Source organism: Anabaena sp. FACHB-595, assembly GCF_048568275.1.
GTDB lineage: Bacteria > Cyanobacteriota > Cyanobacteriia > Cyanobacteriales > Nostocaceae > Trichormus.
This window is the reverse complement of sequence record NZ_CP183473.1, coordinates 1,584,121-1,608,214: the sequence shown is the minus strand read 5'-3', so window position 1 is coordinate 1,608,214 and position 24,094 is coordinate 1,584,121. Positions and strand designations below refer to the sequence as shown.

The following is a 24,094-nucleotide window of genomic DNA, read 5'->3' as shown; positions in this document are numbered from 1 at the left end:
AATACCAAGTGAGCAGATTAAAAATTTCCGACAAAATCATTTCCTAGTAGGAACGATAACCTACCTTTGCGATCTAAAATTACACTGTGAATCGGCAAAAGGAAACCAACCAATTTCAGTGTATGGCGCGTCAACGCTCAATTATTTCATTAATTCTGGTATTATTAGCAACTTTCCTAATTAGTTGTGGTAGTCCCACTACCGTAGTTGTACCCCCAACCTACACATCTGCACAACTTGAGAAAATTCAAGGATACGCGCCTGATATTCAGGCTGTACGCGATCGCGCGGACGAACTGAAAAACCTGATCCAGAAAAAAGAATGGATCAAAGTGGGTAATTTTATTCACGGCCCCATTACGGAAGCCAGATTAAATATGACCTACATCACACCTAACCTGCTACCTAAAGACCAAGCTACAGCACGGCAAATCAACAAAGATTTTCTCAACCACTTAGTTAAAATCGATCAGGCCGCTAGTGCTGGTAATTCTCCCCTTGCCCTAAATAACTATCAAGCTGCTGTTGCAGATATTGATAAGTTCATTCAACTGCTACCTGATACCAGTAGTCAGTCAGAAGAAGGTTAAGACAAAGGAAAATAAGAGATGAGGGAGGGGAAGAAGCAGGGGTGCAGGGGAAAATTTTTTCCTTTTCCTTGGCTTATTTCCTCATTCTTCCTCATCTCCTCCCAATCTCCCATTCTGTAAAAAAATCATGGATGTAGCGATTATTGGCTGTGGCGTTGTTGGTGCGGCGATCGCCTATGAACTCAGTCAAGTCCCAGGAATCAAAATCACAGTTTTTGACAAACAACCACCCGCCCAAGCTTCTACAGGTGCAGCCCTTGGTGTTTTGGTATGCATCATTAGCCAAAAAATCAAGGGTAAGGCTTGGCAGATGCGACAAACTAGTATCCAACGTTATGAAACCTTAATTCCTGAACTGGAAGCTATTACAGGGCGAAAAATCCCTTTTAACCGTCAAGGAATTCTCAGTCTGTGCTTAGAAGCAGAAAAGTTAGAAAGCTGGGAAAATTTAGCAGCCATTCGCCACACCCAAGGCTGGAAATTAGAAATTTGGGATACGAAAAAACTCAAACATATCTGTCCCCAAGTTGATCATCGGCAAATTATCGGCGCTGTCTACTCTCCACAAGACCGCCAACTAGACCCCACAGCTTTGACTTTAGCTTTAGTTGAGGCTGCCCAACATAAGGGAGTAACTTTTAAATTTGGTGTGACGGTGTTGGGTTTCCCCACTATAGAAGCGACCCAATGCACATCCATTGAGACTACAGAAGGTAAAATCACCGCAGATTGGATAATTATCTCAGCTGGTTTGGGTTCCACAGCTATTACAACACAACTGAATCAACCAGTAGATATTCGTCCTGTGTTGGGACAAGCTTTGCAAGTACGCTTAGACCATCCATTAGGCAATCCCGACTTTCAACCAGCAATTACAGGTAATGACGTGCATATAGTCCCTGTAGGTGGTGGAGACTATTGGATAGGTGCAACGGTGGAATTTCCCACAGATAATCATGAAATCCCGCCTAATCAAGAATTACTAGAGTCTGTCAGACAACAGGCGATCGCTTTTTGTCCAGAATTAGCCACAGCCGAAATTATTCGCACTTGGTCAGGACTACGCCCCCGCCCTGAAGGTCGCCCCGCACCAGTCATTGATCAATTACCAGGGTTTAGTAATGTTCTGTTGGCTACTGGACACTATCGCAACGGTGTTTTACTCGCACCCGCCACGGCAAAGGCAATTCGTGAGAAGATTTTCAAATAGGGATTGGGGAGAACTGTTGACGGTTGACGGTTGACTAATGACCCAATATTTTGAAAAACTTTTAGGAAAATCGCGTGTCAATAACAGAACATAAAATAACAGTAAATACTTTAGAGTGGTTTTATCGGGAATCTGAACCAGTTGGCAGAAGTGACTTACTACCGGTGTTGTTACTGCACGGCATACCATCACAAAGTTACAGTTGGCGGAATATTCTACCAGCTTTGGCGGCTCAAGGAACGCGAGCGATCGCCCCAGATTGGATTGGTTCTGGCTTTTCTGCCAAGCCTGAGAAACACGAATTTGCCTACAGTACTGAAGCTTACATCACAGCCTTAGCGGGATTTATTCAAGCTTTAGAAATTGAGCGTTTTTCTCTTGTTGTACAGGGATTCTTAGGGTCTGTTGGTCTACAATACGCCTTAAAATATCCCGAACAAATCGCCAACATAGCTATATTAAATACACCAATTTCAACGGCTGCCAAGTTACCTTGGAAAATTAAACAAATGGGTCTACCTTTTATTGGTGACATGATGACTCAAGACCCATTATTAATTGACCGGACTCTCGAAGGTGGTAGCCGTTATCGTATTGAAGACAAAGATTTAGATATTTATCGTAAACCATTTTTGAAAACCTCGGCTGTGGGACGAGCGCTTTTAAATACAATTCGCAACTTGCAACTCCCAGTAGCCATGACAGAAATTGAGTCTGGTTTTAAACAATGGCAACAACCAATTCTGGTTCAATGGGGTATGATTGACCCTTGGTTGCCTGTAGAAGTAGCACAAAAGTTTGTCGAGACTGCACCCAATGCTGAATTAATCAAACTCAATAACGTCGGTCACTACCCACAAGAACACTACGATAAAACAATCCTAGAAGACCTTCTGCCCTTTGTGCGCCGTGCTGAGTCCTGAATCAGATATTAGCGTTTCCAGTGCCAGATTAATTACGAATATACTCAAAAGGGCGATCGCAATTAATCGGCTCTGCTAAAGCTGCGGCTACAGCCTCTATACTCCTAAAATCTTTTAGCATCCATGAATGCAAAGCTACGGGAATAGTTAGTTCTTTACCGACAGGCATTTTTGAACTGTGGGTAGGGATAATCATCAAATCATAGGGTGTCCAAATAGAAGTAAAATTTAACTGCTCTAACATTTGGACATCACGATTCAAATCTTGAAGGAAGAGGCTATTGGGACGCATCTGCACACAGCCAGGATGCTGAGAAGCATAAGCGACTACGGTACCATGATGAGGAGAAGAAATAGTCACAAAGCGTTGCACACGACTAATCCCCCCCAATTTCTGCACATAGTAACGACTGACAATCCCCCCCATACTGAAGCCGACTAAATCGAATGGTTGTTCGGGTGTAATGGTTGCACAGACGTAATCAGCTACCTGCTGTGCTAATACATTAAGTGGGGCTTCGCCGTTGTTAGGTACTAAATTCAGCGTGTATACAGTCCAACCCAGTTGTCTTAAATAAACCGCCATTGGATTAAAGACAGTTTCTGTATCAGTAATACCATGCACCAACAATACAGGGTTGCGTTGCAGATTTTGAGTTTCCATTGACAAAATTGCTTGTATTCCAGTCTGTAGAAAATTTAGCTGAGTCTGAATACTGTCTGCCTAAAGATTATGACAGTCTTCCCACTGGTTTAGAACAGAACCATTATTTATATCGATGTATAGCTATGGAAGAAAACAATGTTAATTTTTATGAAGCAAGCTTTCAGAATCTTGCTCTAAGTTGGGGTAAAATTTAATAATTATTCTTGGTATCTACAGCTTGTAAGTATTTGCCAATAAGACCTGAAAACACCTAGCCTGTATTATTAAGGTTGATGAAGCCCAAACCTACTAGGTTTGTTACTAAGTAGCTGATAGTCAAAAACATAGTATTCCGACGTAATTTTTAACATTACGGTCAATTGAAAAATATAAAATTTCAGGAGCCATTCTCATGTTCGGTTTTATCAAAAAAATAATCGCTGGGATTTTGAGTTTCCTTACCGGATTGATCGGAGGTAAGAAGGGGGGTAGCTATTACCTAGAACTCAAAGAAGATACCACTGATGAAAAAGCAGCGATACCAGCCCCAAAAGCCGTACCAGCAGCATCTAATGGTACAAAAGCTGCGGTAAAAGCAGAAGCACCACCAGCTACAGAGAAAAGCCCTGCACCTACCCCTGCCAAAACAGCCAAGGTAGAGTCATCCACAAATGGCAAAAAGGCTCCTGCACCTGCTGAACCAGAAAAAGCGCCAGTTGCTAAAACCACTAAACCATCTGAAACCACATTTGCCCCTAAATACCTAGCTCCTTCGGCTTCCGGTGCTAATGGTCGTCGTCGCCCTGGTGCGAATATGAGTTCTTATTTAGATATGGCAAGCCAAGTAAAAACACCTGGTTAAGTTTTCGGCATTCCTTGAATAAATATCAATCCACTATATAAATGAAATGCTGGGTCCCAGTTAGTCTTTTCCCTACGATATAGGTGAACATGAGACTGAAGGTTTTCCAGCATTTCTTTTTGCTCTAGTACTGTCTCAGCAAAATGTGTAAAATCTGACCAAATCCTGACTTCTGCTAAGTGCAGGCTAATCCAGTCTAGTAAGTTATTCCAATTGATTCTGATGGTGTTCTGACTAGCTGTAGAAGAAACTTTTACACCTTGTTGAAATTCATAGCCATTATCATGGAGTCTCAAAATACAACGTCTACTAGGTAAATGTAAATCACAAAACTGAATGTAGTCTTGGGTTTGGGTTTTGCGTTCCAGTTTACCCCTAGCATCAACGTCTACAACGTCCTCAAAAATTGGTAAAAGTCCCATCACTCGTGCGGAAACTTCTGACCAATCAAATGTGAGTGAACCAACTTGATTTGTCTGATTGGAGCAAATCACGGTTACTTTTGCTTGGGATTCTGAAAAATTTTTGACTTGAAAAACTTGTATTTGTTCAATGGCGCTAATGGCTGTCCAAAAGCAAGGAATACCTGCTTGCTGTAGCTGTGTACCATAAAACTTGAGTTCTCCCACACGCCCAATACGGTAAAACTTCCAACTACGACTAGGCAGCACTAGCCTAGCACTGTAGGGATCTAGCTGCATGATTTCTGCAAACTTAACTGCTGCTTGGGCTTTTAGTTCGTTGCTGAGAGGTTCTAATATGAGTATGCCTTGTTCAGTATTGCAGGGTTCGGCTGTGGCTTGAGCGATCGCTCTTTGTCTTTCTTCTTGCTCAATTTCTTGTATGCGCTGCAAACCTTGGCGTGCGAGGGTGACAATTTTGTTACTTTGTGTGCTGCGTAATAATTGCCGATAAATTCCTTCTGCTTCTCGGTACTTTTGTGAAACTTCGTACAATCTCCCTTGATAAAATTGCACCCAAGGATTTTCCGGCGACTCTTTTAACAGCTGTTTGAGTAATTTAGCGGCTGTTTGATAGTCTTTATGTTCAAAGGCGATCGCAACTTGCTCAATCATAAGATCCATTCAATGCACGCTATTAATATGTTTCCCAAAAAAGAGACTTGGGGAAGCAGGGGGAGATGGGGGAGTAAGGGGAGAAAAGAATTTCAATACCTAAAAAATCTAAATTCATCCTTCACAAGCTGCGCTAATTAAGGATAATGCTACAAGTGGGGCTGTAACTGCACGTAAGATTCTCCCCCCTAAGGATACTGGTTGAAACCTAAGTGTAGTAGCTTCCTCTAATTCTCTATCTGTCCATCCTCCCTCTGGGCCAATTGCCACTACAACTCCCCCAGATATGTCTGTGAGAACGTTTTTCAGATGGACATACTCACCACGGGCTTCACAAATATAACGATGAACGGCTGTAATATTATTAACAGCGTCACTAAAAGTTAGAGGCTCTAAAATCGTCGGTACAAAAGCACGCTCCGATTGCTCTGCGGCTTCGCTGGCTATACGTCGCCAACGTTCTAGCTTTTGGGTACTGGGATTTAGTAAAGTGCGATCGCTCAACACTGGAGCTATACAAGCTACTCCTAACTCCGTACAACTCCGCACAACTTCATCAAATCCACTACCCTTAGGCAAAGCAATCATCAGCGTAATTGCTACAGGTAATTCTGTTTTTACGGCTAATTCTTCTAATACCTGGGCTTGTTCCTCCGTGAGGTTAGCCAACCACCACTTACCCAGTCCATCCATCACAATAAAGCGATCGCCCTCACGCAACCGCAACACCCGTTTTAAGTAATGTTTTTGTTGGGTTGTCAGTAGAACTTGTTCTTGTTGGAGTTGAGAAGGTGCGATCGTAATTCGTTGTAATTGGCTCATGAAATTTTATTCTTACTCCCCTTCCCTACAAGGGAAGGGGCTGGGGGTTAGGTCTGTATTTGACCCCTTCTTTAAGAAAGGCTTTGGAAGTAAGCCTCTAGGGCATCTTTGACTAAATCAGTCATCGACCGGCCTTGACTTGTCGCTGTCGCCTTCACTTTGTTATACAAATCATCGTGCAGGCTGACCCGATACCGAGCTTTACGTGACTTAGATACAACTTCAGGCTGTTCTGGTTCTATGGTGACTGGTGTTGTTTCCGGTTGATACTCGGCAACAAATTCACGAATGGCATCAAAGCCGACGCGATCGCAAAAATCGCCAAAACTTTCCCCAGACTTCCGATATTTGCGGAAATACACAAAAATCGGTTCTAGGAAGCTTTCTATGTCGTTATCGTGCAGTTTCTCTACATAAGGTTGTGCCAAGCGTGTTTGATTGGGTGAACCCCCTAACCACACTTGGTAACTTTCCGGCGCGCTACCAACAAAGCCTAGTTCTGCCATGTAAGGACGGGCGCAACCGTTGGGGCAGCCTGTCATTCTTACCACAAAATGTTCATTTTGTAAACCCAATTTATCTAAGAGAGTACGAATCCTCTCCAAAATGCCGGGGATGGCTCTTTCTGATTCTGTGATTGCCAAACCGCAGGTAGGTAGGGCTGGACAAGCCATTGCATAACGGACTAAAGGCTCAATGGTGGTGGGGTCGGAAACCACATTGCAACGGTCGAGAATGGCTTGAATTGCTGGCTTGTTCTCTGGGGTGATTTCGTAGAAAATCAGGTTTTGGTTGGGTGTCAGGCGGATGGGTAGGTTAAATTGCTCGACGATTTCCCGTAAGGCGGTTTTCAGTTGAAACGCGCCTTCATCTTTTACCCGACCGTTATCGATGGAAATGCCTAAAAATAAATTGCCATCGCCTTGTTCATGCCAACCCAGGAAATCGTGATATTTAAACTCTGGTAGTTGCTTGAAAGGGGCAATGGGTTTACCAAAATATTCTTCCACCTTGGCGCGGAACTTATCCACACCCCAATCATTGATTAAGTATTTTAACCGAGCGTGACGGCGGTCAGTGCGATCGCCATAATCTCTTTGAGTCGCAACAATAGCTTTGACGGCACTATACACATCTTCCTTGGCTACATAGCCAATGGGGTCTGCCAATCGAGCAAAAGTTTCTTCCTTGTTGTGTGTCCGTCCTAAACCACCACCAGCAAAGATATTAAATCCTTCTAGGTTGCCTTTTTTATCAGTCAGAACAACCAGAGTCAGGTCTTGGGAATATAAATCAATGGAATTATCCCCTGGAACAGTCACACTCACCTTAAACTTACGCGGCATATAATAAGTGCCGTAGAGGGGTTCTTCGGTGTCGTGAATGATTGTCCCGTTACCATTGCTTTGTCTAGCTGCTTTTACTTCTGGACTTTCTTCCGCACTGATGGCTTTTTCTCCATCTAGCCAGATTTCGTAATAAGCACCTGTTTGGGGTGAGAGTAAGTCAGCGATATTTTGGGCATATTCCCAAGCATACTGGTATTCAGCCCGGTTTTTGAAGGGGGCTGGTGGAGCCATGACGTTGCGGTTGATATCGCCACAAGCACCCAAAGTTGAACCTAAGTTTCTCACAATTGTAGCGATCGCTGCTTTGAGATTTTTCTTTAAAATCCCGTGCATTTGGAAACCTTGACGAGTGGTAGCTCGTAAGGTATGGTTGCCATATTCATCAGCTAGCTTGTCTAAAGCCAAGTAAAGCTGCGGCGGAACCAAGCCACCCGGATTTTTTGTCCGCAGCATAAACTGGTAATCTTTCTCTTGACCTTTGGTGCGATTGTCACGATTATCTTGTTGATAAGAACCGTGAAACTTCAGGATTTGTACCGCATCTTCAGTAAAATGAGTAGTATCCTCAAGGATTTGCGTTGCTACAGGTTCACGTAAAAAATTACTGTTTTCTTTAAGCCCTTCGACTTTAGAAGGTTTACGGCCAGTGGTTGGAGGAGGAGCAGATTTAACCATCAGAGTTCTATAGGATTCTCAATAAGGCATCGGTAATCGCCGAAGCAGCAAACCTCCAGTGCTTTTCGCCTGAAAGTTTCCCGGTAATCCGGTCGGAAATATGAAGAATACCTCAATTTTAACACAGCGAAAAGCCGGCTTAGTCAGTGATTCTACACTTAATTAAACCAGCTTTTTGGATTTGTGAGTAATGAGTAATGAGTAATGAGTGGGGATTGGGGAGTTATTCTTTCTTCATTTTGAATTGATTTACCCTTTTACCCCTTGTCTCCTACTTAAACCGATAGCCGATACCACCATTGATACTGACAGCAGAAGCTCCATCATTTTGGTAAGAACGCAGTCCCACTTTTGCATTTGTGTAAATCAAAAAATTCTTAGCAACCTCTGATTCAACTCCAGCACCAAGTACTACAGCATCTCTGTTGCCTATGGGCGTAGCAGAACCATTCTTTTCTACAAAAGAATAACCGCCAGTGACAAAAGCATTAGTGCGATTTGCAATCGGCACATCTACAGAAACTTCTGGGATGATAGCACTTGTCTGATCGTTCCAGATCACATTACCCCGTGCAGAAAATGGTGTATTCCCCAATTTCAGGCGGCCTGTGAGATTACCACCAAAGTTATTTGAATTATTGTTGAGTCCACCATCAGTAACACCTACTGCTACACCAGCGCCCACATAACTAGCATCAGTACCTTTTTTAGTTTCCGCAGATGCTTGACCAGCGTTAAGTAAAATAGGTGCAACGATGAGGGAAGACAATGCAGAGATTGTCACCAAAGACTTGAATATATTTTTCATAATCTTGAAAATCTTTTTCTGTTTATCCTGTTACTTTCTTAGTCGAAAAGTATAGGAAAATGTTCCAAATATATTTTCGCTATTTACAGAAAATAAGTGTGGGATGGCAAGATAAACAACTTTTAATTTTTAGTGTTTATATAGTAATCCGATTTGATTATTGAACAAACATAAGTATCTGTAGACTGGGCAATGCCCATTAAAAACCTGACATGATTGGCAATACCCACCCTACTTATAATTCACAAATCAAATAGTATTCCTATAGCTTATTATTAAGTATTAAAAAATCATTGTATGCAGTTTATTAAGTGTCACAAACTTAATGTTTGGTTTTTCACCTGATTAACCCAATATTTTAAGCTTGCCGAGCTACTAACTTTTTCCTTAACTGAATCGTATTGAAATATAAGTAGGGTGGGCAATGCCCACCGTATTATTTTTATGGTGGGCATTGCCCACCCTACAGATACTTAGATAACGTCAATAATCAAATCGGATTTCTATATAATTTGACTGTAATTAAAACTATGTCCATAGCAAAAGGTTGGAGTACAACCTTTGCACCCCAACCTACAATTTGAGTATTTTTGAGATTGCTTACGTTATCTCAACAGCCATTCGCATCTACAATTAGACTAGTTTCAAATCGGGATACTCGGCAAACAAGTCATCAGATGTGAGAGTATCGCCTTCAGCTTGTGGTGTCCACAAGACTTCAAAAGCTAAAAGTTGTTCAGATGGAATGCTACCAATTTGCCGTAAGGCTTGGCGCAAGTCATCAGAACTATTAACCGCAGGGAGTTCAAACTTACCCAATGTCGCCGCCAACAAGGTGACGATGATATATTCGCCAGGGCCTTCTGTAATTAGACGGGTTGGGTTATCGATTTCATCAGCGCCAGGTAAAGCATCTTTAGTTCTTGCTGCTTTTAGCTGGTTGTTGATGTTAGACAGGGTTTCTTCGCTAAACTTACTGCGTTCTGCTAGTGCTAGGCGGTTAAATTGAGATTCTGCCGAATTTAACTTCGCCTGTTGTGTACCAGCGCCTGCATATACCCAATATTCAGGATGACGTAGCAAAGCTAGGCTAGCTTCTTGCAGTACTTCTGTCCGTCCTGTAGGGGAATTGGTATCAGCCGTTTCCGCTATGTGGTTAAGTTCTGGTTGCAAATCTCGCGCTTGCGCTAACAAGCCAACTTGCAGACGAGTCACGGTAACGGTGGGGTTGCTGTTGTAGCCAACATCTTCGCTGACTTCACCACTGGAGACACGACGGAAAGTTTGTACTAGGAAATTAGCGATCGCAAAAAATACTAATATGCCAAATAAACCGCCAAAGCCTCCCCCAATACCCCACAAAGGCAGTAAGAAGGGGAAACCAAAGCCACCACCTGGGTAGGGAGAATAACCATATCCACCACCAGGAGGTGCGTAACGTGGTGAATATGTGCGGCTAGAAGGCGCTCTAAAGGAACCACCACCGATTCGTCCACCACTGCGAGCTGCTAATGCGCCATCGGCGTGTCCCAACGCCAAAGCCAATACTAGCCCCAGGGTAAAGACAGTTTTTAAGAAAGGTTTGATAGTTTGTAGTAGTTTTTTAGGCATAGTCACATTCGCTTGAAAAACGATATTACTTATTTCATTGTTATCTTTGGTGGAAGCATGACGGTGCTTATGTGATGCCAGCCAGTAATTAAATCAGCGATGTTTATGATTGGCAATAGCTTCGGTGTATTCCTGGGCTACATATTCAATCTACCGCGTCTTGACTTGGCTGGGCAGCAAACCCAGGGGGGATTTCTGTAGTAGATAACCGTACCTCAAAAGTTATCCCCTTTAAGTGAACTTTGGGATGAATTAAGAATTAATGTCGGAAAATAGGGAGTGGGGAATGGGAAGAGTAGAGGAGTAATGCAGTCTTCTCTACGAGAGGCTGCGCCAAGGGCTTTGCCCAAGTGAAGCAATTGTGGAGGAGCAGTGAGAAAAAATCATAACCAATTACCAATTACCAATTACCAATGCCCACAATGTGTTTTTGGAAACAACATGATCGCTCAATCTTCAGAATATGAGGCATTTTGGCATGATGTTGTCATGTTCTCAAGATATTATTTGAATAGGGGATAATTTTAGTAGTTTTTGTGTCATTTTTTCATTTAGTCATACAAATATGATTATTAGATTTTTTCTATAAATGTTTTTTGCTGACAGTTTTTTTATAAAAAATGAATACAACAAATAAAATATTTAATTAATAAACACTTCATCAAATTAATAAATAAATATCCATGTTCTCTCTTTTAAAATAGAGTTATACCCTAGCTCCTAAATCCTTTTCATTGAGGATAGAAAGTATGGAATAAAACAAAAATACACGCTTTTTATCTGGGATTGAGTTAATTACAGTTTGTAAAAATTTATTAAAAAAATCTGTAAATACTGAGATTTTCCAGCCTAACCGTTGGCTAAATAGAAAAAAAAGGAGAAGATTAGATACAAGACCAGTATTTATTTCAGTAAATATACTGGTAGTACGGCTGATTCCTATAAAGGTATGTATTAATAAAAACAATAGGTTTTCGTTTGCAAGTAAGTACTAGTCCATGTAGGTACAAATGTAGTAACTCCTAGCTTTGATCACAACAAGCAAGCTCACACTCATTATTTTGCTTTAGTTGCAGTTTGAACTAATACAACTTATTTGAATTAACTTCATTCAACTTAACATGGAACATATCTCGCAACTGGCTACAAAAATCAGAGACACGACTGCATCCCCAAATATCTTAGTAATATCGCGTTTTTTCTTGCCTAAAGAAGCTGTAATTGGGGAATATCTCTATAATCGCTGTCTTCAAGATACAGAACAAGTAATTGTTCTAGCAGCTAGTTGTAGAGGTGATAAGGTGTTTGACCAAGCACAAAAATTTCCTGTATATCGCTGGCCAAACCCTAAATACTGGCTTGGTGGTTTTTTAGGAAGTTGTTTACAGCCTTTGTTTAATTTGGTCGCATCATTTTTTCTAGCGATTAAACTTTATTTTCGCTATCACTACCGCTATATTGAATGGGGACATGGCTATGACTTCCCCTCGCTCTTATTATTAAGCTATATCTTACCCATACGCTTCTTTATTTACTTACACGGTAATGACCTTGCTGCTGCTGTAGGTAATCCTGTATGGCGATCGCTTTTTAAGTTAACACTGACACGAGCTGAAGGCATTGTGTGTAACAATTCCTTAACCCAAGACTATCTAAGAAATACCTTCCGGTTACAAACCCCTACCCACGTTATCCATCCAGTAGTCAGACCAGAAAAATTTGGACTGGGAAGCAATAGTCAGAGTTTAGATGAATTAGATAAATTAGGCGATCGCCTGCGTCAAGCTTATAATATTCCCCAAAATGCTATAGTCATTCTTTCCGTAGGGCGTTTGGTCAAACAAAAAGGCTTTGACCGTGTGATCGAAAACCTACCACTACTTTTAACAATTGGTATAGATGTTCATTACATCATCTGTGGTCAAGGTGCTGGTGAGTCTGAACTAAAATCATTAGCACAGAGGTTGCGTGTAGATAAGCGGGTACACTTTGCTGGGTATGTAGATAATCGGGAATTAGCAGGTTATTACGCAGCTTGTGACATATTTGCTATGCTTACTTTGTCAAATACTCCAGCTAGCCGATTAGAAGGATATGGTATTGTCTACTTAGAAGCTAGCTATTTTGGTAAACCCGTAATTGCTTCCCGTCACCCGTCTTTAATTGATACGGTACGCCATGAAGAAAATGGCTTGCTGGTAAATCCCAAGTCTGGTTGCGAAGTTTTTCAAGCATTTAAACAATTGTGTCAAAATCAGCAATTGCGTGAACAACTTGGTCATCAGGGTAAAGAATTAGCCAAGCGCAAAACCTTACATCGTTCGTTATACCTTGGGCAAGAGGTTAGAAGCTAGGAGCTACATTCACAATTAGCCACCACCAACAATTGTAACTACCTCTAGGCGATCGCCTGATTGTACTTGAGTCTGTTCCCAGAACTGGCGATGTAAAATCTCCCCGTTATACTCTACCGCCACTAATCGGGGATTAAAACCTAGTTGTTGGAGTAAGTCAGGTAAGGGAGTTGGAGATGAGCAATTGTGGGTTTCCCCATTTACTTGTAAGGTAATTGGATCAGACATGAGAATAATTTCGTAAGTCGTAATTAAGATACACAAAAATTAGACATCTTTTACCAATTGGCTGCCAGATGTCTTGATAAACTTTAAATTGTCAGTTGATTAACTTTCTGGCTTGATGCGATTGAGTTGAGAAATCAAATATTGTGTGACTAGGGTAGGTTGTTCCGCCTGCATGAGCGATCGCACTACCGCCACTCTTTCTGCTCCCGCATCAATCACATCATTGATATTATTGGCATCAATGCCCCCAATAGCAAACCAGGGAACTGAACTATGTTGAGCCGCATAACTCACATATCCTAAACCAGCTGCCGCCTTACCTATTTTGGTGGGAGTTTCGTATACTGGCCCCACACCTATATAGTCTGCACCTTCAGCGATCGCCTTTTGCATTTCATCAGCGTTGGTAGTAGAACGACCGATGAGACGTTGGGGGCCTAGTAATTGTCTAGCAGTAGCGATAGGCATATCTTGTTGACCTAGATGCACACCATCAGCATCCACAGCCAGAGCCAAATCCACCCTGTCATTGATAATAAATAAAGCACCGTAGCTGTGACAGAGTTGGCGGAGTTTGGTCGCCAGTTCCAAACGCACAAAATCATCAGTGTCTTTGTCACGATATTGTAACAATGTCAAGCCACCTTTGAGAGCAGCTTCCACCGTTGGTAACAAACTTTCCGATGGGGAAGTGACAAGATATAAACGCGATCGCCGTAGCAGTTGATGGCGCTGATGACCCATCAAATTAGTTTCCAGGCTGTAAACTCGATATCGCATCTGCTTACAAGCCTGTCCCATTTTCGGGTGATAAAGCTTACCGTATTCCTCCAACACCCGCAAAGCTTCCTCCACACGGCAAAAGTTAGCTTGTAACAACGCCTTAATACTAGAGCGTTGTTCCTCCTGTGGATGGCTCAAATCAGTGCCGGGATCACCTGCTGTATCTCTGGCTGCGCGCAATTCTTCTGTGTGCCAAACAGCCACCTCTTGGCGCAAGTACTTACATTCCCCTGCCAACTGGCCGCTATTCAACCCAAAGCGACACCATTCTTCAATAATTCGCAACCCTTCACGAGCGCGGTCTAAATTAGCATCTAATATACGGTAAACAACCTGCTGGATTTGCTTTTGTTGGCTGTATGGTTCCACCATTACAACTACCCCATTAGTGATGCTTTCATCGTAATAGCCAGCCTCTTTCATATTTGCAATGTTTCTCGCATCATGGATTTGCATAGGTATTGGGGATTGGGTATTGGGTATCGGGGATTGGGTATCGGGGATTAGGTATCGGGGATTAGGTAATGAAAGAAAATGTAATTTGTCCCTAGTCCCCAGTCCCTAGTCCCCAGTCCCCAGTCCCTAATCCCTTTATTAATTACTTTGTATTCAAAATAGCCAATAGGTCAATATAGCGGATAACATTATCGACATACTGAATATTGCGAGTATGAAACTTTATTATTACTTCTAAGGAGTGGTGTGAATTGATTTCCCCCATTGTGTTTAGATATCATCGGTTAGACACCTTGCAACTTAAGCAAACTTCCCTGGAATTAGCAAGGTGTGCGGTTTCTAGTCTGTCTATACTATCTACTCTGGCAGTATGCAGCATAACCGTGCTGGGTACTACCCCTGGCAGTGTTATTGCTCAGATGCCGCCTGTAGCAGAGCAGATGCCCCTCAGTGAAAGAACAATGTCTCAGGTTAATGTACTGCTTGTCAACCCAAGTGCCGGTGATGACACAGCAGGTAATGGTAATGAAAGTACACCGTTGAGGACGATTACCCAAGCATTGAAACTTGCTAGACCTGGTACAGTAATTCAACTGACACCGGGTAATTACAGTGTGGAAACAGGGGAGACGTTCCCTTTAATGCTCAAACCTGGAGTTTCGATTCAGGGAAACACCAGTAACAAAGGGCAGGAAGTTAAGATTCAAGGCGGAGGACTGTTTCTCAGTCGCAGTTTTGGAGGGCAAAATGTCGCCATCGTTGGTGCTAATCAAGCAGGCTTAACTGGGGTGACAATTACAAATCCCAATCCCCGTGGTTATGGTTTGTGGATTGAATCGAGTAATCCAGTCATTAGTGAAAATACTTTTACAGGCAATACCCAAGACGGTATTTCTGTGACTGGTAACAGTGCTACCACAATCACCAAAAACTATTTTTACCGTAACGGAGCCAACGGTATCACTATTGGTGGTAATTCCCCCGCCCAGGTGCGAGAAAATTTGTTTGAGGAAACTGGTTTTGGGATCAACGTTGCCCAAAATGCTGTGCCAATGTTGGTGAGTAATCAAATTCAAAACAATCGCTCAGGGATTATTGTTCAAGCTAATGCTCGCCCGATTTTACGAAATAATTTAATTCAAGGTAGTAAAGAAGATGGCGTAGTAGCGATCGCTCAAGCCATGCCAGATTTAGGTAATGCTACTGAAGCAGGTGGTAATGAATTTCGTAACAATGCCCGTCATGACATTAATGCTAGTGCAGCTAAACAGGCGATCGCCGCCGTTGGTAATATTCTTGACACCAAACGGATTACGGGTAAGGTAGCTCTTAACGCCCAAGATGCGCCCGTGGCTAATAATGCCCCACCTACTCCCATATCGAGCCGTACACTGCCAAGCATCCCTAATGAAAGGGAAGTTATATTTACTGCTCCTAATGTATCTAATGCTACTAATAAACCAAATAAGTCTGTGGTTCGTGGCCAAGGTAACAGCCAATTACCAGCACTAGTATCAGCTGATGCGCCCTTGACTGTACCTAGATATAATCAACAACCACCAGCCCCGATTCCTGAACAAGTCACAAACCAAAATATACCAGGGAATATTTCCGTCACTTCTACAACTAATCTCACCCCTGTAGCAACAAAGAGGACACAGACAGCACAGTTAAATTATGTGCAGATTGACCCCAACACCATTGAGTTTGTCGCACCCCAACCCGAACAACCAGAGCCAATTGTCAATACTCAAGCACCACCCTTGAATGTATCCCCCCAATCAAGAGTTAGTAATACTAGTATTTTGCCTGTACCTGCTGGTGATATTCCCTTGGGTAACACCCGCAACTTGCCAAAGATATCAGCACCCCAAATTAATACAACAGGTATTAGTGGCAATTATTTATCAGCCACCAGTGGCAACTCTGTACGCTATCGCGTGGTAGTAGAAGCCACAAATGACAGAGAGCAAGAATTAGTGAAATTTTTGGCTCCTGGGGCATTTTCCACCTTCTGGCAAGGTCGTAGGGTGATTCAAGTAGGAGTTTTTAGCGATCGCAGTAATGCCGATGAAATGCTAAGAGTTCTCAATAGCAGTGGCTTAAGAACCATTGTAGAGCCATTAAATTAATCACAAAAAGGTAGACTAAGCTAATGCGCGTCTAAATTGCATAAATACTAATAAGGGCTGTTAACTGTTAACAGTCAGCAGTCAACAGCCCTCCCCTGCTTCGCCCAATACCCTCTGGGCGGCTTGTCTATCCCATAAGCCTTACACCACTTTTCCACAGATTTATCAGACACACCAAAATCTTTACCGATTTGCGCTGTTGGCTTTTCCCACACCAACTTTTCTAATTCTTCCTTAGACGGCCTGACAACTTTTCTCGTAAGAACTCTGGCTTCCAAATTCACCTTCCTAGTTGTCAAATCAACGCCAAACTCCTTATAGGTTCGCTTAGGCGCTTCTTCTGTAAAGTCTGTGAAATCTTCCCACCAGTAAAAGGGATTAGGAGATTTAGGCGGTTTTGTCCTAATTCCACATCCACCAAACTTGATGGATGGATAGACTACTTGATTTATATCTGGCAAATAAACCCCGTAGAAGTCAAAGTCATCAGAGTTGTACTTTCTCTCATGACAACCATTCTTATCCGCCCAATTAGTTTTATTTTTGAGAATGCGTGTGCTGGTATATTTGGCTTGAATTCTGTAACACTTGCCGTCTTTGTAGGCAATTAACATCGAAGGGTGCGTGTTCAGTTACCACTGGTACAAAAACTGAGTATTCTTTCTCAACTAAATCGGCTATCACTTTAGCTGCTGCCAAATCACCCTTATCTTTTGTTTGATGCATCTATAAAACACCCAACATCCCAGCATATTGAGTAATATATCATACAGTGATTTGGGGAGGGTTAATTTTTAGCTAAAACGAGCGCGGCAGGGTTCGAACCTGCGACCAACGGATTAGAAATCCGTGGCTCTATCCACTGAGCTACGCGCCCAAGTTAATACTCAGGCTCCCATAGGAGTCATCCAGGTAATTATATCGTTTTCTTTCATAAGAAGCAAACAAAAAATTGCAGATTTACCGATCGCAAGGCTAAGATGCTAGTCGCCAGTTAGTTGATTTAGATTAAAAATGCGGCAAACTGGCTATTGATTAGCTATATTGTTTGGTCAATGGGCAGTTATTTGCGTGTTGAGTGGGAAGCTGACTAGTTCAGTTAGTCTAAGGTAAACTCTTTTACAAACACTAGTCCAATTCCACTCACATTACGTAAGTAATCGCACTCTTGGCGATACTGCTAAATCAGACTATAAATCGCTTATCTACAAAGCCCCTGTGAGGAGTTATTTGCTAGTGCCATGTTTATTTTGAAACGGCAGGATGTTGAAATATCAAGCATTCAGCACCCAAAAAAGGATCAGCAAGTGCCGATCCTCCATTATCAGGGGCAGACTTTTCGCTTGATTAGCGTGTTCAAAGCTGGACAAGAGGAAGAGGCTAGAGCCTTGTGGAGAGAATTAACCGATCACCGGGGTAAAGCTTGTGTCTTGCTGGAAGAACCGGATCGCTTTAGCGTTTGGGGTAAGGTACGCTTAGACCAACTAGGTAATGATACTGGTGGTCATAATAAAAATGGGGTGTTTGTCCAAGCGAGTATTTTGCTGTTACAAGCCGTCCACATGGATATTGAAGATTTTTTAGGTACAAAGCAAGCTGCACTATTTGAAAAAGATATCGCTGAAGTCATGCGACAACAGCAGTTTCCAGAAACTTCTTCTATTGAAGCAGTCAAGCATTGGGTGAAAACTAATCCTTTGGAATCCGCTAAACTCCCTGCCTGGAAGGAAAATCATGTGACTAGCTTCTTGCAAGAACTACATAAACTAGGAAAACAGTATTTTGGCAACGCCAACTTTGCTGGACAAATAGCCGATAAGTTACAAGATATGCCAGAAGGTGAGCGATCGCTATTTATATCTTGGCTAAATCAATCTTCACTGAGTAAACTGTGGCAATAGCATAAAACTTGTAGAAAAAAAGTAACTATTGGCAGTTGCGAGAAAAACGAAAAAGTGCTGGGTACTGAGTCCTGAGGTAGAAGTCAAGAATAATTACTTCCTAATCCCCAGTCCCTAATCCCCAGTCCCTAATCCCCTCTACAAGTTCTTGCACAACAAAATCTTGCCAGAGTACATTTAGTCAAACCCTATGAATAGTTCTTACAAGAATTCACCTCAAACTGTTAAATCCTTGTTCACCACCCAGAACATCGTTTTAGCTAGCATTGGTTGGGGTGTACTGGCACTGTTATACTTTTTGTTATTCAGTGCCAAAGTCCCAGGGGCAGATGGTGTCGAAAGCCGAGCAGAGTGGTATGTACTAGGGACAAATATTTTTGAAGCCTTAGCTTACCTAAATGCCGGAATATTGTGCTTGCGGAATTGGCGGAGTCCACAAATTGTGAGCAGTCGTAATGTGTGGCTAGCGATCGCCATAGGTATGATTTCTTATTTCCTGGGGGGGATATTTTTTGGCTATACAGAAATAGTTTTAAAAGAAGAACCGGATGCCTCTATTGGTGACGTGTTTTTTGTATTAAGTTATATATCTCTAGGCGTAGGCATGATTTTAGCAGTAGCTACCAGGCGAATTAATCTGGAAAAATGGCAATGGCTCATTGTCTTGGCAATTGGAGTATTCGGGAGTTTATTGGCATGGTGGATTTCTATCCAGCAAGCAACAGGCTCTCAAGAAACAATAGTCACGATTTTGAATTGGTTTTACATAGTCAGCGACGTATTGCTATTAATCATCGCCACCACCTTATTACTAGCTTTTTGGGGAGGACGTGTTTCTCAATCCTGGAGAATGATTGCGGCGGCCGCCTTTTCGCTCTACATTGCAGATATGTGGTTTAAATACGCTCAAGGTCCCAATTATCAAAGTGGAGAAATACTAGAAGTGTTTTGGGTGTTTAGTGGAGTGTTATTTGGTATGGGCGCTGCCCTAGAATATGACGCATCATTAAGCCGGACTCGGCGGGAGCGCGGAAGAAAACGAGCATAGAAAAGATTGGTATCTACCGTGAGAAAACTAACAAACTCTGACAAACAAGAAATTCTCAAGCTATATCGAGAAACTGCTGAAACGACCTCAACCTTAGCAGAACGCTATGACGTGAGTAATTCCACAATTAGCCGTCTGCTCAAAAGTACCTTGCCTGAAGATGAGTACGAATTTCTCGTTTCTTTGAAACGTGCTGCTAGGACTCCTGAAGGTAGAGCGCAGGTCAGTTATGACCAAATTCCTTTTGTGGGACAACCAGAGGAAGCCCCGGTCATCAGCACTCAGAAGGTTGAGCTACCAGAGCCAATCACAAAACCGGAACCTTCACGGGTAGAAGACAAGCCAACCCCAGTTATTAGAAAGGGACGGCAAGCTAAACCGGCACCTTTGCCGGAAGAGAACCCCCAACCTTTGTTGGCAGAGGAAGAAAAACCAACCCCTGTAATTAGGAGGGGACGGCAAGCCAAGCCAGCACCTTTACCTGAAGAAGAGAAACCAACCCCAGTTATTAGAAAGGCACGGCAAGCCAAACCAGAGTTCTTTGCTGAGGAAGAAGAAAAACCAACCCCAGTTATTAGAAAGGCACGACAAGCCAAACCAGAGTTCTTTGCTGAGGAAGAAGAAAAACCAACCCCAGTCATTAGAAGAGTGCGGCGGCGTTCTGCCTCAGAGGAAGAAGACAGGGAACCCATAGCACGGCAATTGGAAATTCCTGTAGGGAAACCGCAGGAAATTATCAGTGTTTCCAGTCCATCGCTAGAAGATGAAACGGCGGAAGTCACACCGATGGGCTATGCTCCACCGCAGGTAATCGCCGAAATGCTTGGCGAAGACTTACTGGACGAATCCGAGGATTTAGATGATTTAGAGGAGGACTTAGACGAAGATTTAGATGAGGAAGACTACGAGGACGAGGAAGACGACTTAGAGGAGGCAAGACCTCTAGTTACCAGAAGGAGATTTGGGGATGCCGCAGTGCAAGTACTGCCCCTATCTGTGGCATCTTTGCCCAAGACCTGCTATTTGGTTATTGATCGCTCCTCGGAGTTAATTACCAGACCACTCAAAGACTTTGGTGATTTGGGGCAAATTCCTAGTCTAGAAACCCAGCAAAGAACACTACCAATATTTGATAACCACCGTGTGGCTAAACGCTTTTCTACCAAGCGCGATCGCGTGATTAAAGTCCCCGATAGTAGAATGCTGCACAAAGCTCGCACCCATCTGCAAGCTAAGGGTATCACCAGACTGTTAATTGATGGTCAGGTCTATTCTTTGTCTCTGGTGTAAGGGTGTAGGGGTGTAAGGGTGTAGGGGTGTAAGGGTGTAGGGGAAAGAATTAACGGATAAAATCGAGATCCAAGTGATTCAACACTGTTTACGGTTTTATATATACCTTTACACCCTCATACCACGATACCCCTAAACCCCCATACCCCTACACCCCTAACTATAAATAAACAGCCGCCGCAAAGCGATTCGCCAAATTAATAATGTCTTGTTTCCGAGCAATTTGATTTACCCATTGTTGGGGAATATATTCGATTCCGTAGTAAATCCCCGCTAACCCCCCTGTTACCGCCGCCGTTGTGTCTGTATGCCCCCCCAAGTTGACTGCTTTCAGCACAGCCTCGGAGTAAGAAGAAGTATTTAACAAACACCACAGAGACGCTTCTAAGGTGTCAATTACATAACCACCAGAATTGATCTCTGCTGCTGATAACTGGGCAATTTCCCGGCTGAGGACTCGCTGAAAATGTGGCTGTTCTCGAATATATTCTTCAGATGAATAGATTTTGTGGATATTTTCTAGCCCTTGTAAATAAGCTGTGGGCAGATCAGATCCTTTGAGGATCTCCACAGCAATGCTAATGTAAATACCGCAGGCCATTTGGGAACGACGATGAGCGTGGGTAATGCCAGAAACTTCATGCACACGCTGAATCAACTCACCAAAAGGTAAATTTTTATGGCAATAGGCCATTGGTAAAATTCTCATCAAAGAACCATTACCATTACTCATCTCACTGATTCCCCCTGCGTGTAATGGGGAAATTCCTTGCTTGAGACGCATAATTACGGCATGAGTGCTTTCACCAATGCCAAAGATTTCCCCACGGGGTGTCCAGTAAGCTTGTTTGTACCAACGCCAGAAAGAATGAGCGATCGCATCTAGCGAATAGCCTCTACATAGACTTTCTGCCAGGCAAAATGTCAAAGAACTGTCATCAGACCAAGTTCCTGGGGGTTGGTTCCATGTGCCGTAGCCTAGCATCTTTGTTACCGGAGATTTAGCTAGTTCGGCGCGGCTAGTAAACTCCACCGGCACACCCAACGCATCACCGACACATAAACCCATCAAACCAGATAAAGTTTTTGGAGCGGTTAGCATTATCTAATCTCCATGTAGATGATCAAAAATCTACTTTATAGATTTCCTGAAAAGCTTGTTGCCATAGTTGTTACAAGGCGGGGATGAGGGATTGGGGATTGGGGATGGGGACAAATTAAATTCTCTTTCATTACCAATGACCCGATCTAACCTGCGGAAAATACCACCCGAAAACCGCATATCCTTAAGCCGCCATCTGACTCATTCCAACTGCGGCTGGCGCTGCGGCAAAGTTCCGCGCCAAAGTTCCAAGAACCGCCACGCAACACTCGGCGATATATATCACCACCCGCTTCCCACACACTACCGTCTGTTGGTGCGCCGTTGTAGTTATTGTGCCAAGGGTCAGCGCACCATTCCCAGACTAAGCCGTGCATATCGTACAATCCAAAGGCGTTGGCTACGCGAAAATTGCCGACATCCGTAGTTTCTTTACGATATCTGGTTTTGGCTTCGATATTGTGAATGTCGCTGTCGCTAAAGTTGGCTAAATCAGGGGTGATGGTTTCGCCAAAATGGAAAGATGTAGTTGTTCCAGCACGACAAGCATATTCCCATTCGGCTTCGCTGGGTAGGCGATATTCCCGTCCGGTTTTTTCGGAGAGTCTGGCACAAAATTCTAAAACTTCGTGCCAAGAGACGTTTTCTACTGGTCGATTTTGACCTTTGTATTTTGAGGGGTAAGGATTTAAGGCTTGTTTAATTTTGGGTAAGCCAGCGACAGCTCGCCACTGTGCTTGAGTTACGGGATATTTTCCCATGAAAAAGGGGGCGATCGCTACTTGGTGTTGGGGGCGTTCGTCGGCATCTCCTTCAAAGTTGGGCGAACCCATCAGGTATGCACCGCCGGGAATTGACAACATTTCCAGGGTGATGTCTTTGTTTAATTGTTCTACCAGAATTTGGGTATTGGTGCGATCGCGGTTGACGATACGGCCGGCTGTATCTACCGTCACTACCTCATACTCAAAGGTTTGTAGGGGAGGTAATGGTCGTTTTGTTCTTTGTGTTGCTGGTGCTAATGGGACTAATGTTGTTTGAGTATTTGGCAAAATTTGAGTTTCCTCAACTATTGCTGTGAAGACTTGTAAATCATGGAGAACTTCTGCGGCTGATTGATATCTTTCACTAGGTAAATGCTTAAGTAATTTATCTAAAATTTGACTTAAATTTTCACTAATCGTGATACCTCTGTCCTGTAGATATTCTTGCCATAACCATTTACCATTCATAGGGTCATAAAGACCATCATCAATATGTCCATAAAGATTTTGTTGCGGTAAGCATTGGGTTAACAACCTGACACAAGTAACACCCAAAGCATATAAATCACTAGCATGACAAGCAAACCCCGCCATTTGTTCAGTTGGCGCATAACCAAGGGTATAAATAGCTGTTGCCTGTCTAGCTATACTAGTTTGGGTAACTTGTTTGGCACCACCAAAATCAATTAATACTAATTTGCCATCACCATCACGCCGAATAATATTTTCTGGCTTAATATCTCGGTGGATGACATGATGAAAATGAACAAAATCGAGAACTGGCAATAAATCAATTAACAGTTGCCGAATTTTTTCTTCATTAAATGGTTCTTGCTGGACTTCTTGTAAAAGTGTTAGTCCTTTAATAAACTCCTGAACCAGATATAAGCTAGAACCTTGTTCAAAGTAAGCTAATAATCTTGGTATTTGAGTGTGATTTTCTCCCAGTTCATACAGGCGGAAGGCTTCTTCTTTAAAAAATTCTGCCGCTTTGCTGCGTTGTCCGGTTCCTTGAATTTGTGGAAAGAATTGTTTGATGACACAAGGCGCATCTAGTCTATCTGCGTCTTCAGCTGCATAGGTCTTGCTGAATCCACCTTCACCTAACAGTCCTAGTACGCGGTAGCGATTTCTTAGTAGTTTGCCAAAGTTGCTTTGTCCGCAACTCATGCAAAATCTATTGCCATCAGGATTGAATGGGTTTGAACAACTGGGATTTTGGCAGATTTGCATAACGAAGGGATAATAGCATCTTGTCCAAACTTAGCCCCAATATTATCGAATTGAAAAGCAATATCTAGACAAATGAATATTAAAGATTTTCATCTGTAGAAATACTTAAACGGCAGATACAGATGAATTTATAGAGTTAATCTGTTACTCGTTACTGGCTAGTTTGTGAAGATACATTTGTAAGGTGAGTAAGCTAGTGCGAATAAAATTATAGTTCGTAGATAGCAATTC

General features: G+C 42.7%; 19 protein-coding genes, 1 tRNA gene and 1 pseudogene. 9 read left to right on the top strand and 12 right to left on the bottom strand.

Translation table 11 applies throughout. The annotated features are described in order from the left end of the window. The first annotated feature begins 86 nt into the window (after positions 1–86). The 3 genes from psbQ to ACN222_RS06720 all read left to right on the top strand — a co-directional run bounded on the left by psbQ (position 87) and on the right by ACN222_RS06720 (position 2,723). Positions 87–590 carry a photosystem II protein PsbQ gene (gene psbQ, locus ACN222_RS06730; protein ID WP_010995527.1) on the top strand — a complete coding sequence of 168 codons (504 nt, stop codon included), beginning with the start codon at positions 87–89 and terminating at the stop codon, positions 588–590. A 127-nt stretch (positions 591–717) separates the two neighbouring features. Beyond that, on the top strand, positions 718–1,800 hold the full coding sequence (locus ACN222_RS06725; protein ID WP_010995526.1) for an NAD(P)/FAD-dependent oxidoreductase: 1,083 nt from the start codon (positions 718–720) through the stop codon (positions 1,798–1,800). 74 nt (positions 1,801–1,874) lie between these two features. Further along, positions 1,875–2,723, top strand: a complete 849-nt coding sequence (locus ACN222_RS06720; protein WP_010995525.1) for an alpha/beta fold hydrolase — start codon at positions 1,875–1,877, stop codon at positions 2,721–2,723. Positions 2,724–2,751: 28 nt separating this feature from the next. On the opposite strand, the gene ACN222_RS06715 is transcribed toward ACN222_RS06720, so the two are convergent. Beyond that, complete coding sequence (locus ACN222_RS06715; RefSeq protein ID WP_010995524.1) at positions 2,752–3,387, bottom strand: esterase/lipase family protein; 636 nt, start codon at positions 3,385–3,387, stop codon at positions 2,752–2,754. 394 nt (positions 3,388–3,781) lie between these two features. Between ACN222_RS06715 and ACN222_RS06710 the strand changes: the two genes are divergently transcribed. After that, positions 3,782–4,231, top strand: a complete 450-nt coding sequence (locus ACN222_RS06710; RefSeq protein WP_010995523.1) for a hypothetical protein — start codon at positions 3,782–3,784, stop codon at positions 4,229–4,231. On the opposite strand, the gene ACN222_RS06705 is transcribed toward ACN222_RS06710, so the two are convergent. From ACN222_RS06705 to ACN222_RS06685, 5 genes are all read right to left on the bottom strand, one after another. Further along, entirely contained in the window at positions 4,228–5,307 is a 1,080-nt protein-coding gene (locus tag ACN222_RS06705; protein WP_010995522.1) for a tetratricopeptide repeat protein, read from the bottom strand. The genes ACN222_RS06710 and ACN222_RS06705 overlap by 4 nt on opposite strands. A gap of 114 nt (positions 5,308–5,421) precedes the next feature. Continuing rightward, positions 5,422–6,129 carry a 16S rRNA (uracil(1498)-N(3))-methyltransferase gene (locus ACN222_RS06700; protein WP_010995521.1) on the bottom strand — a complete coding sequence of 236 codons (708 nt, stop codon included), beginning with the start codon at positions 6,127–6,129 and terminating at the stop codon, positions 5,422–5,424. Positions 6,130–6,200: 71 nt separating this feature from the next. Beyond that, on the bottom strand, positions 6,201–8,153 hold the full coding sequence (sir, locus tag ACN222_RS06695; RefSeq protein ID WP_010995520.1) for a sulfite reductase, ferredoxin dependent: 1,953 nt from the start codon (positions 8,151–8,153) through the stop codon (positions 6,201–6,203). A gap of 271 nt (positions 8,154–8,424) precedes the next feature. Further along, positions 8,425–8,961, bottom strand: coding sequence for a hypothetical protein (locus ACN222_RS06690; RefSeq protein ID WP_010995519.1), 537 nt, complete (start codon positions 8,959–8,961; stop codon positions 8,425–8,427). Positions 8,962–9,594: 633 nt separating this feature from the next. Next, positions 9,595–10,572 carry a DUF1517 domain-containing protein gene (locus ACN222_RS06685; protein WP_044520897.1) on the bottom strand — a complete coding sequence of 326 codons (978 nt, stop codon included), beginning with the start codon at positions 10,570–10,572 and terminating at the stop codon, positions 9,595–9,597. Between the two features lie 1,121 nt (positions 10,573–11,693). On the opposite strand from ACN222_RS06685, the gene ACN222_RS06680 reads away from it, so the two are divergent. Beyond that, positions 11,694–12,926, top strand: a complete 1,233-nt coding sequence (locus tag ACN222_RS06680) for a glycosyltransferase family 4 protein (protein WP_010995517.1) — start codon at positions 11,694–11,696, stop codon at positions 12,924–12,926. A 15-nt stretch (positions 12,927–12,941) separates the two neighbouring features. Here the strand turns inward: ACN222_RS06680 and thiS are convergent, their stop codons facing one another. Continuing rightward, entirely contained in the window at positions 12,942–13,154 is a 213-nt protein-coding gene (gene thiS, locus ACN222_RS06675; RefSeq protein WP_010995516.1) for a sulfur carrier protein ThiS, read from the bottom strand. Between the two features lie 99 nt (positions 13,155–13,253). Then, complete coding sequence (locus tag ACN222_RS06670) at positions 13,254–14,360, bottom strand: thiamine phosphate synthase (RefSeq protein WP_044520895.1); 1,107 nt, start codon at positions 14,358–14,360, stop codon at positions 13,254–13,256. A 452-nt stretch (positions 14,361–14,812) separates the two neighbouring features. Here ACN222_RS06670 and ACN222_RS06665 point away from each other — a divergent pair, with 452 nt between their 5' ends. Then, positions 14,813–16,525, top strand: a complete 1,713-nt coding sequence (locus ACN222_RS06665) for a DUF1565 domain-containing protein (RefSeq protein ID WP_126987486.1) — start codon at positions 14,813–14,815, stop codon at positions 16,523–16,525. A gap of 74 nt (positions 16,526–16,599) precedes the next feature. Here the strand turns inward: ACN222_RS06665 and ACN222_RS06660 are convergent. Both ACN222_RS06660 and ACN222_RS06655 read right to left on the bottom strand, forming a co-directional pair. Beyond that, a pseudogene (locus ACN222_RS06660) lies at positions 16,600–17,251 on the bottom strand (group I intron-associated PD-(D/E)XK endonuclease). Positions 17,252–17,329: 78 nt separating this feature from the next. Next, positions 17,330–17,402, bottom strand: a tRNA-Arg gene (locus tag ACN222_RS06655). A 364-nt stretch (positions 17,403–17,766) separates the two neighbouring features. Here ACN222_RS06655 and ACN222_RS06650 point away from each other — a divergent pair. The 3 genes from ACN222_RS06650 to ACN222_RS06640 all read left to right on the top strand — a co-directional run bounded on the left by ACN222_RS06650 (position 17,767) and on the right by ACN222_RS06640 (position 20,764). Then, positions 17,767–18,426, top strand: coding sequence for an Npun_F0813 family protein (locus ACN222_RS06650; RefSeq protein WP_010995512.1), 660 nt, complete (start codon positions 17,767–17,769; stop codon positions 18,424–18,426). Positions 18,427–18,616: 190 nt separating this feature from the next. Continuing rightward, complete coding sequence (locus ACN222_RS06645; RefSeq protein ID WP_010995511.1) at positions 18,617–19,474, top strand: hypothetical protein; 858 nt, start codon at positions 18,617–18,619, stop codon at positions 19,472–19,474. A gap of 18 nt (positions 19,475–19,492) precedes the next feature. Continuing rightward, entirely contained in the window at positions 19,493–20,764 is a 1,272-nt protein-coding gene (locus ACN222_RS06640) for a hypothetical protein (protein WP_010995510.1), read from the top strand. Positions 20,765–20,924: 160 nt separating this feature from the next. On the opposite strand, the gene ACN222_RS06635 is transcribed toward ACN222_RS06640, so the two are convergent. Continuing rightward, positions 20,925–21,866: an ADP-ribosylglycohydrolase family protein gene (locus tag ACN222_RS06635; protein WP_010995509.1), complete on the bottom strand. Its 942-nt coding sequence runs from the start codon at positions 21,864–21,866 to the stop codon at positions 20,925–20,927. Positions 21,867–22,012: 146 nt separating this feature from the next. Next, positions 22,013–23,863, bottom strand: a complete 1,851-nt coding sequence (locus ACN222_RS06630) for a bifunctional serine/threonine-protein kinase/formylglycine-generating enzyme family protein (RefSeq protein ID WP_010995508.1) — start codon at positions 23,861–23,863, stop codon at positions 22,013–22,015. Between the last annotated feature and the right edge of the window lie 231 nt (positions 23,864–24,094).

Excerpts from the sequence above, each read along its gene's own strand:
- ACN222_RS06635 (WP_010995509.1), bottom strand. The coding sequence starts at position 21,866 with ATGCTAACCGCTCCAAAAACTTTATCTGGTTTGATGGGTTTATGTGTC.
- ACN222_RS06645 (WP_010995511.1), top strand. The coding sequence starts at position 18,617 with ATGAATAGTTCTTACAAGAATTCACCTCAAACTGTTAAATCCTTGTTC.
- ACN222_RS06670 (WP_044520895.1), bottom strand. The coding sequence starts at position 14,360 with ATGAAAGAGGCTGGCTATTACGATGAAAGCATCACTAATGGGGTAGTT.
- ACN222_RS06680 (WP_010995517.1), top strand. The coding sequence starts at position 11,694 with ATGGAACATATCTCGCAACTGGCTACAAAAATCAGAGACACGACTGCA.
- ACN222_RS06685 (WP_044520897.1), bottom strand. The coding sequence starts at position 10,572 with ATGCCTAAAAAACTACTACAAACTATCAAACCTTTCTTAAAAACTGTC.
- thiS (WP_010995516.1), bottom strand. The coding sequence starts at position 13,154 with ATGTCTGATCCAATTACCTTACAAGTAAATGGGGAAACCCACAATTGC.
- ACN222_RS06725 (WP_010995526.1), top strand. The coding sequence starts at position 718 with ATGGATGTAGCGATTATTGGCTGTGGCGTTGTTGGTGCGGCGATCGCC.
- ACN222_RS06715 (WP_010995524.1), bottom strand. The coding sequence starts at position 3,387 with ATGGAAACTCAAAATCTGCAACGCAACCCTGTATTGTTGGTGCATGGT.
- ACN222_RS06650 (WP_010995512.1), top strand. The coding sequence starts at position 17,767 with ATGTTTATTTTGAAACGGCAGGATGTTGAAATATCAAGCATTCAGCAC.
- ACN222_RS06700 (WP_010995521.1), bottom strand. The coding sequence starts at position 6,129 with ATGAGCCAATTACAACGAATTACGATCGCACCTTCTCAACTCCAACAA.
- ACN222_RS06665 (WP_126987486.1), top strand. The coding sequence starts at position 14,813 with ATGCCGCCTGTAGCAGAGCAGATGCCCCTCAGTGAAAGAACAATGTCT.
- ACN222_RS06690 (WP_010995519.1), bottom strand. The coding sequence starts at position 8,961 with ATGAAAAATATATTCAAGTCTTTGGTGACAATCTCTGCATTGTCTTCC.
- ACN222_RS06710 (WP_010995523.1), top strand. The coding sequence starts at position 3,782 with ATGTTCGGTTTTATCAAAAAAATAATCGCTGGGATTTTGAGTTTCCTT.
- ACN222_RS06630 (WP_010995508.1), bottom strand. The coding sequence starts at position 23,863 with ATGCAAATCTGCCAAAATCCCAGTTGTTCAAACCCATTCAATCCTGAT.
- sir (WP_010995520.1), bottom strand. The coding sequence starts at position 8,153 with ATGGTTAAATCTGCTCCTCCTCCAACCACTGGCCGTAAACCTTCTAAA.
- ACN222_RS06705 (WP_010995522.1), bottom strand. The coding sequence starts at position 5,307 with ATGATTGAGCAAGTTGCGATCGCCTTTGAACATAAAGACTATCAAACA.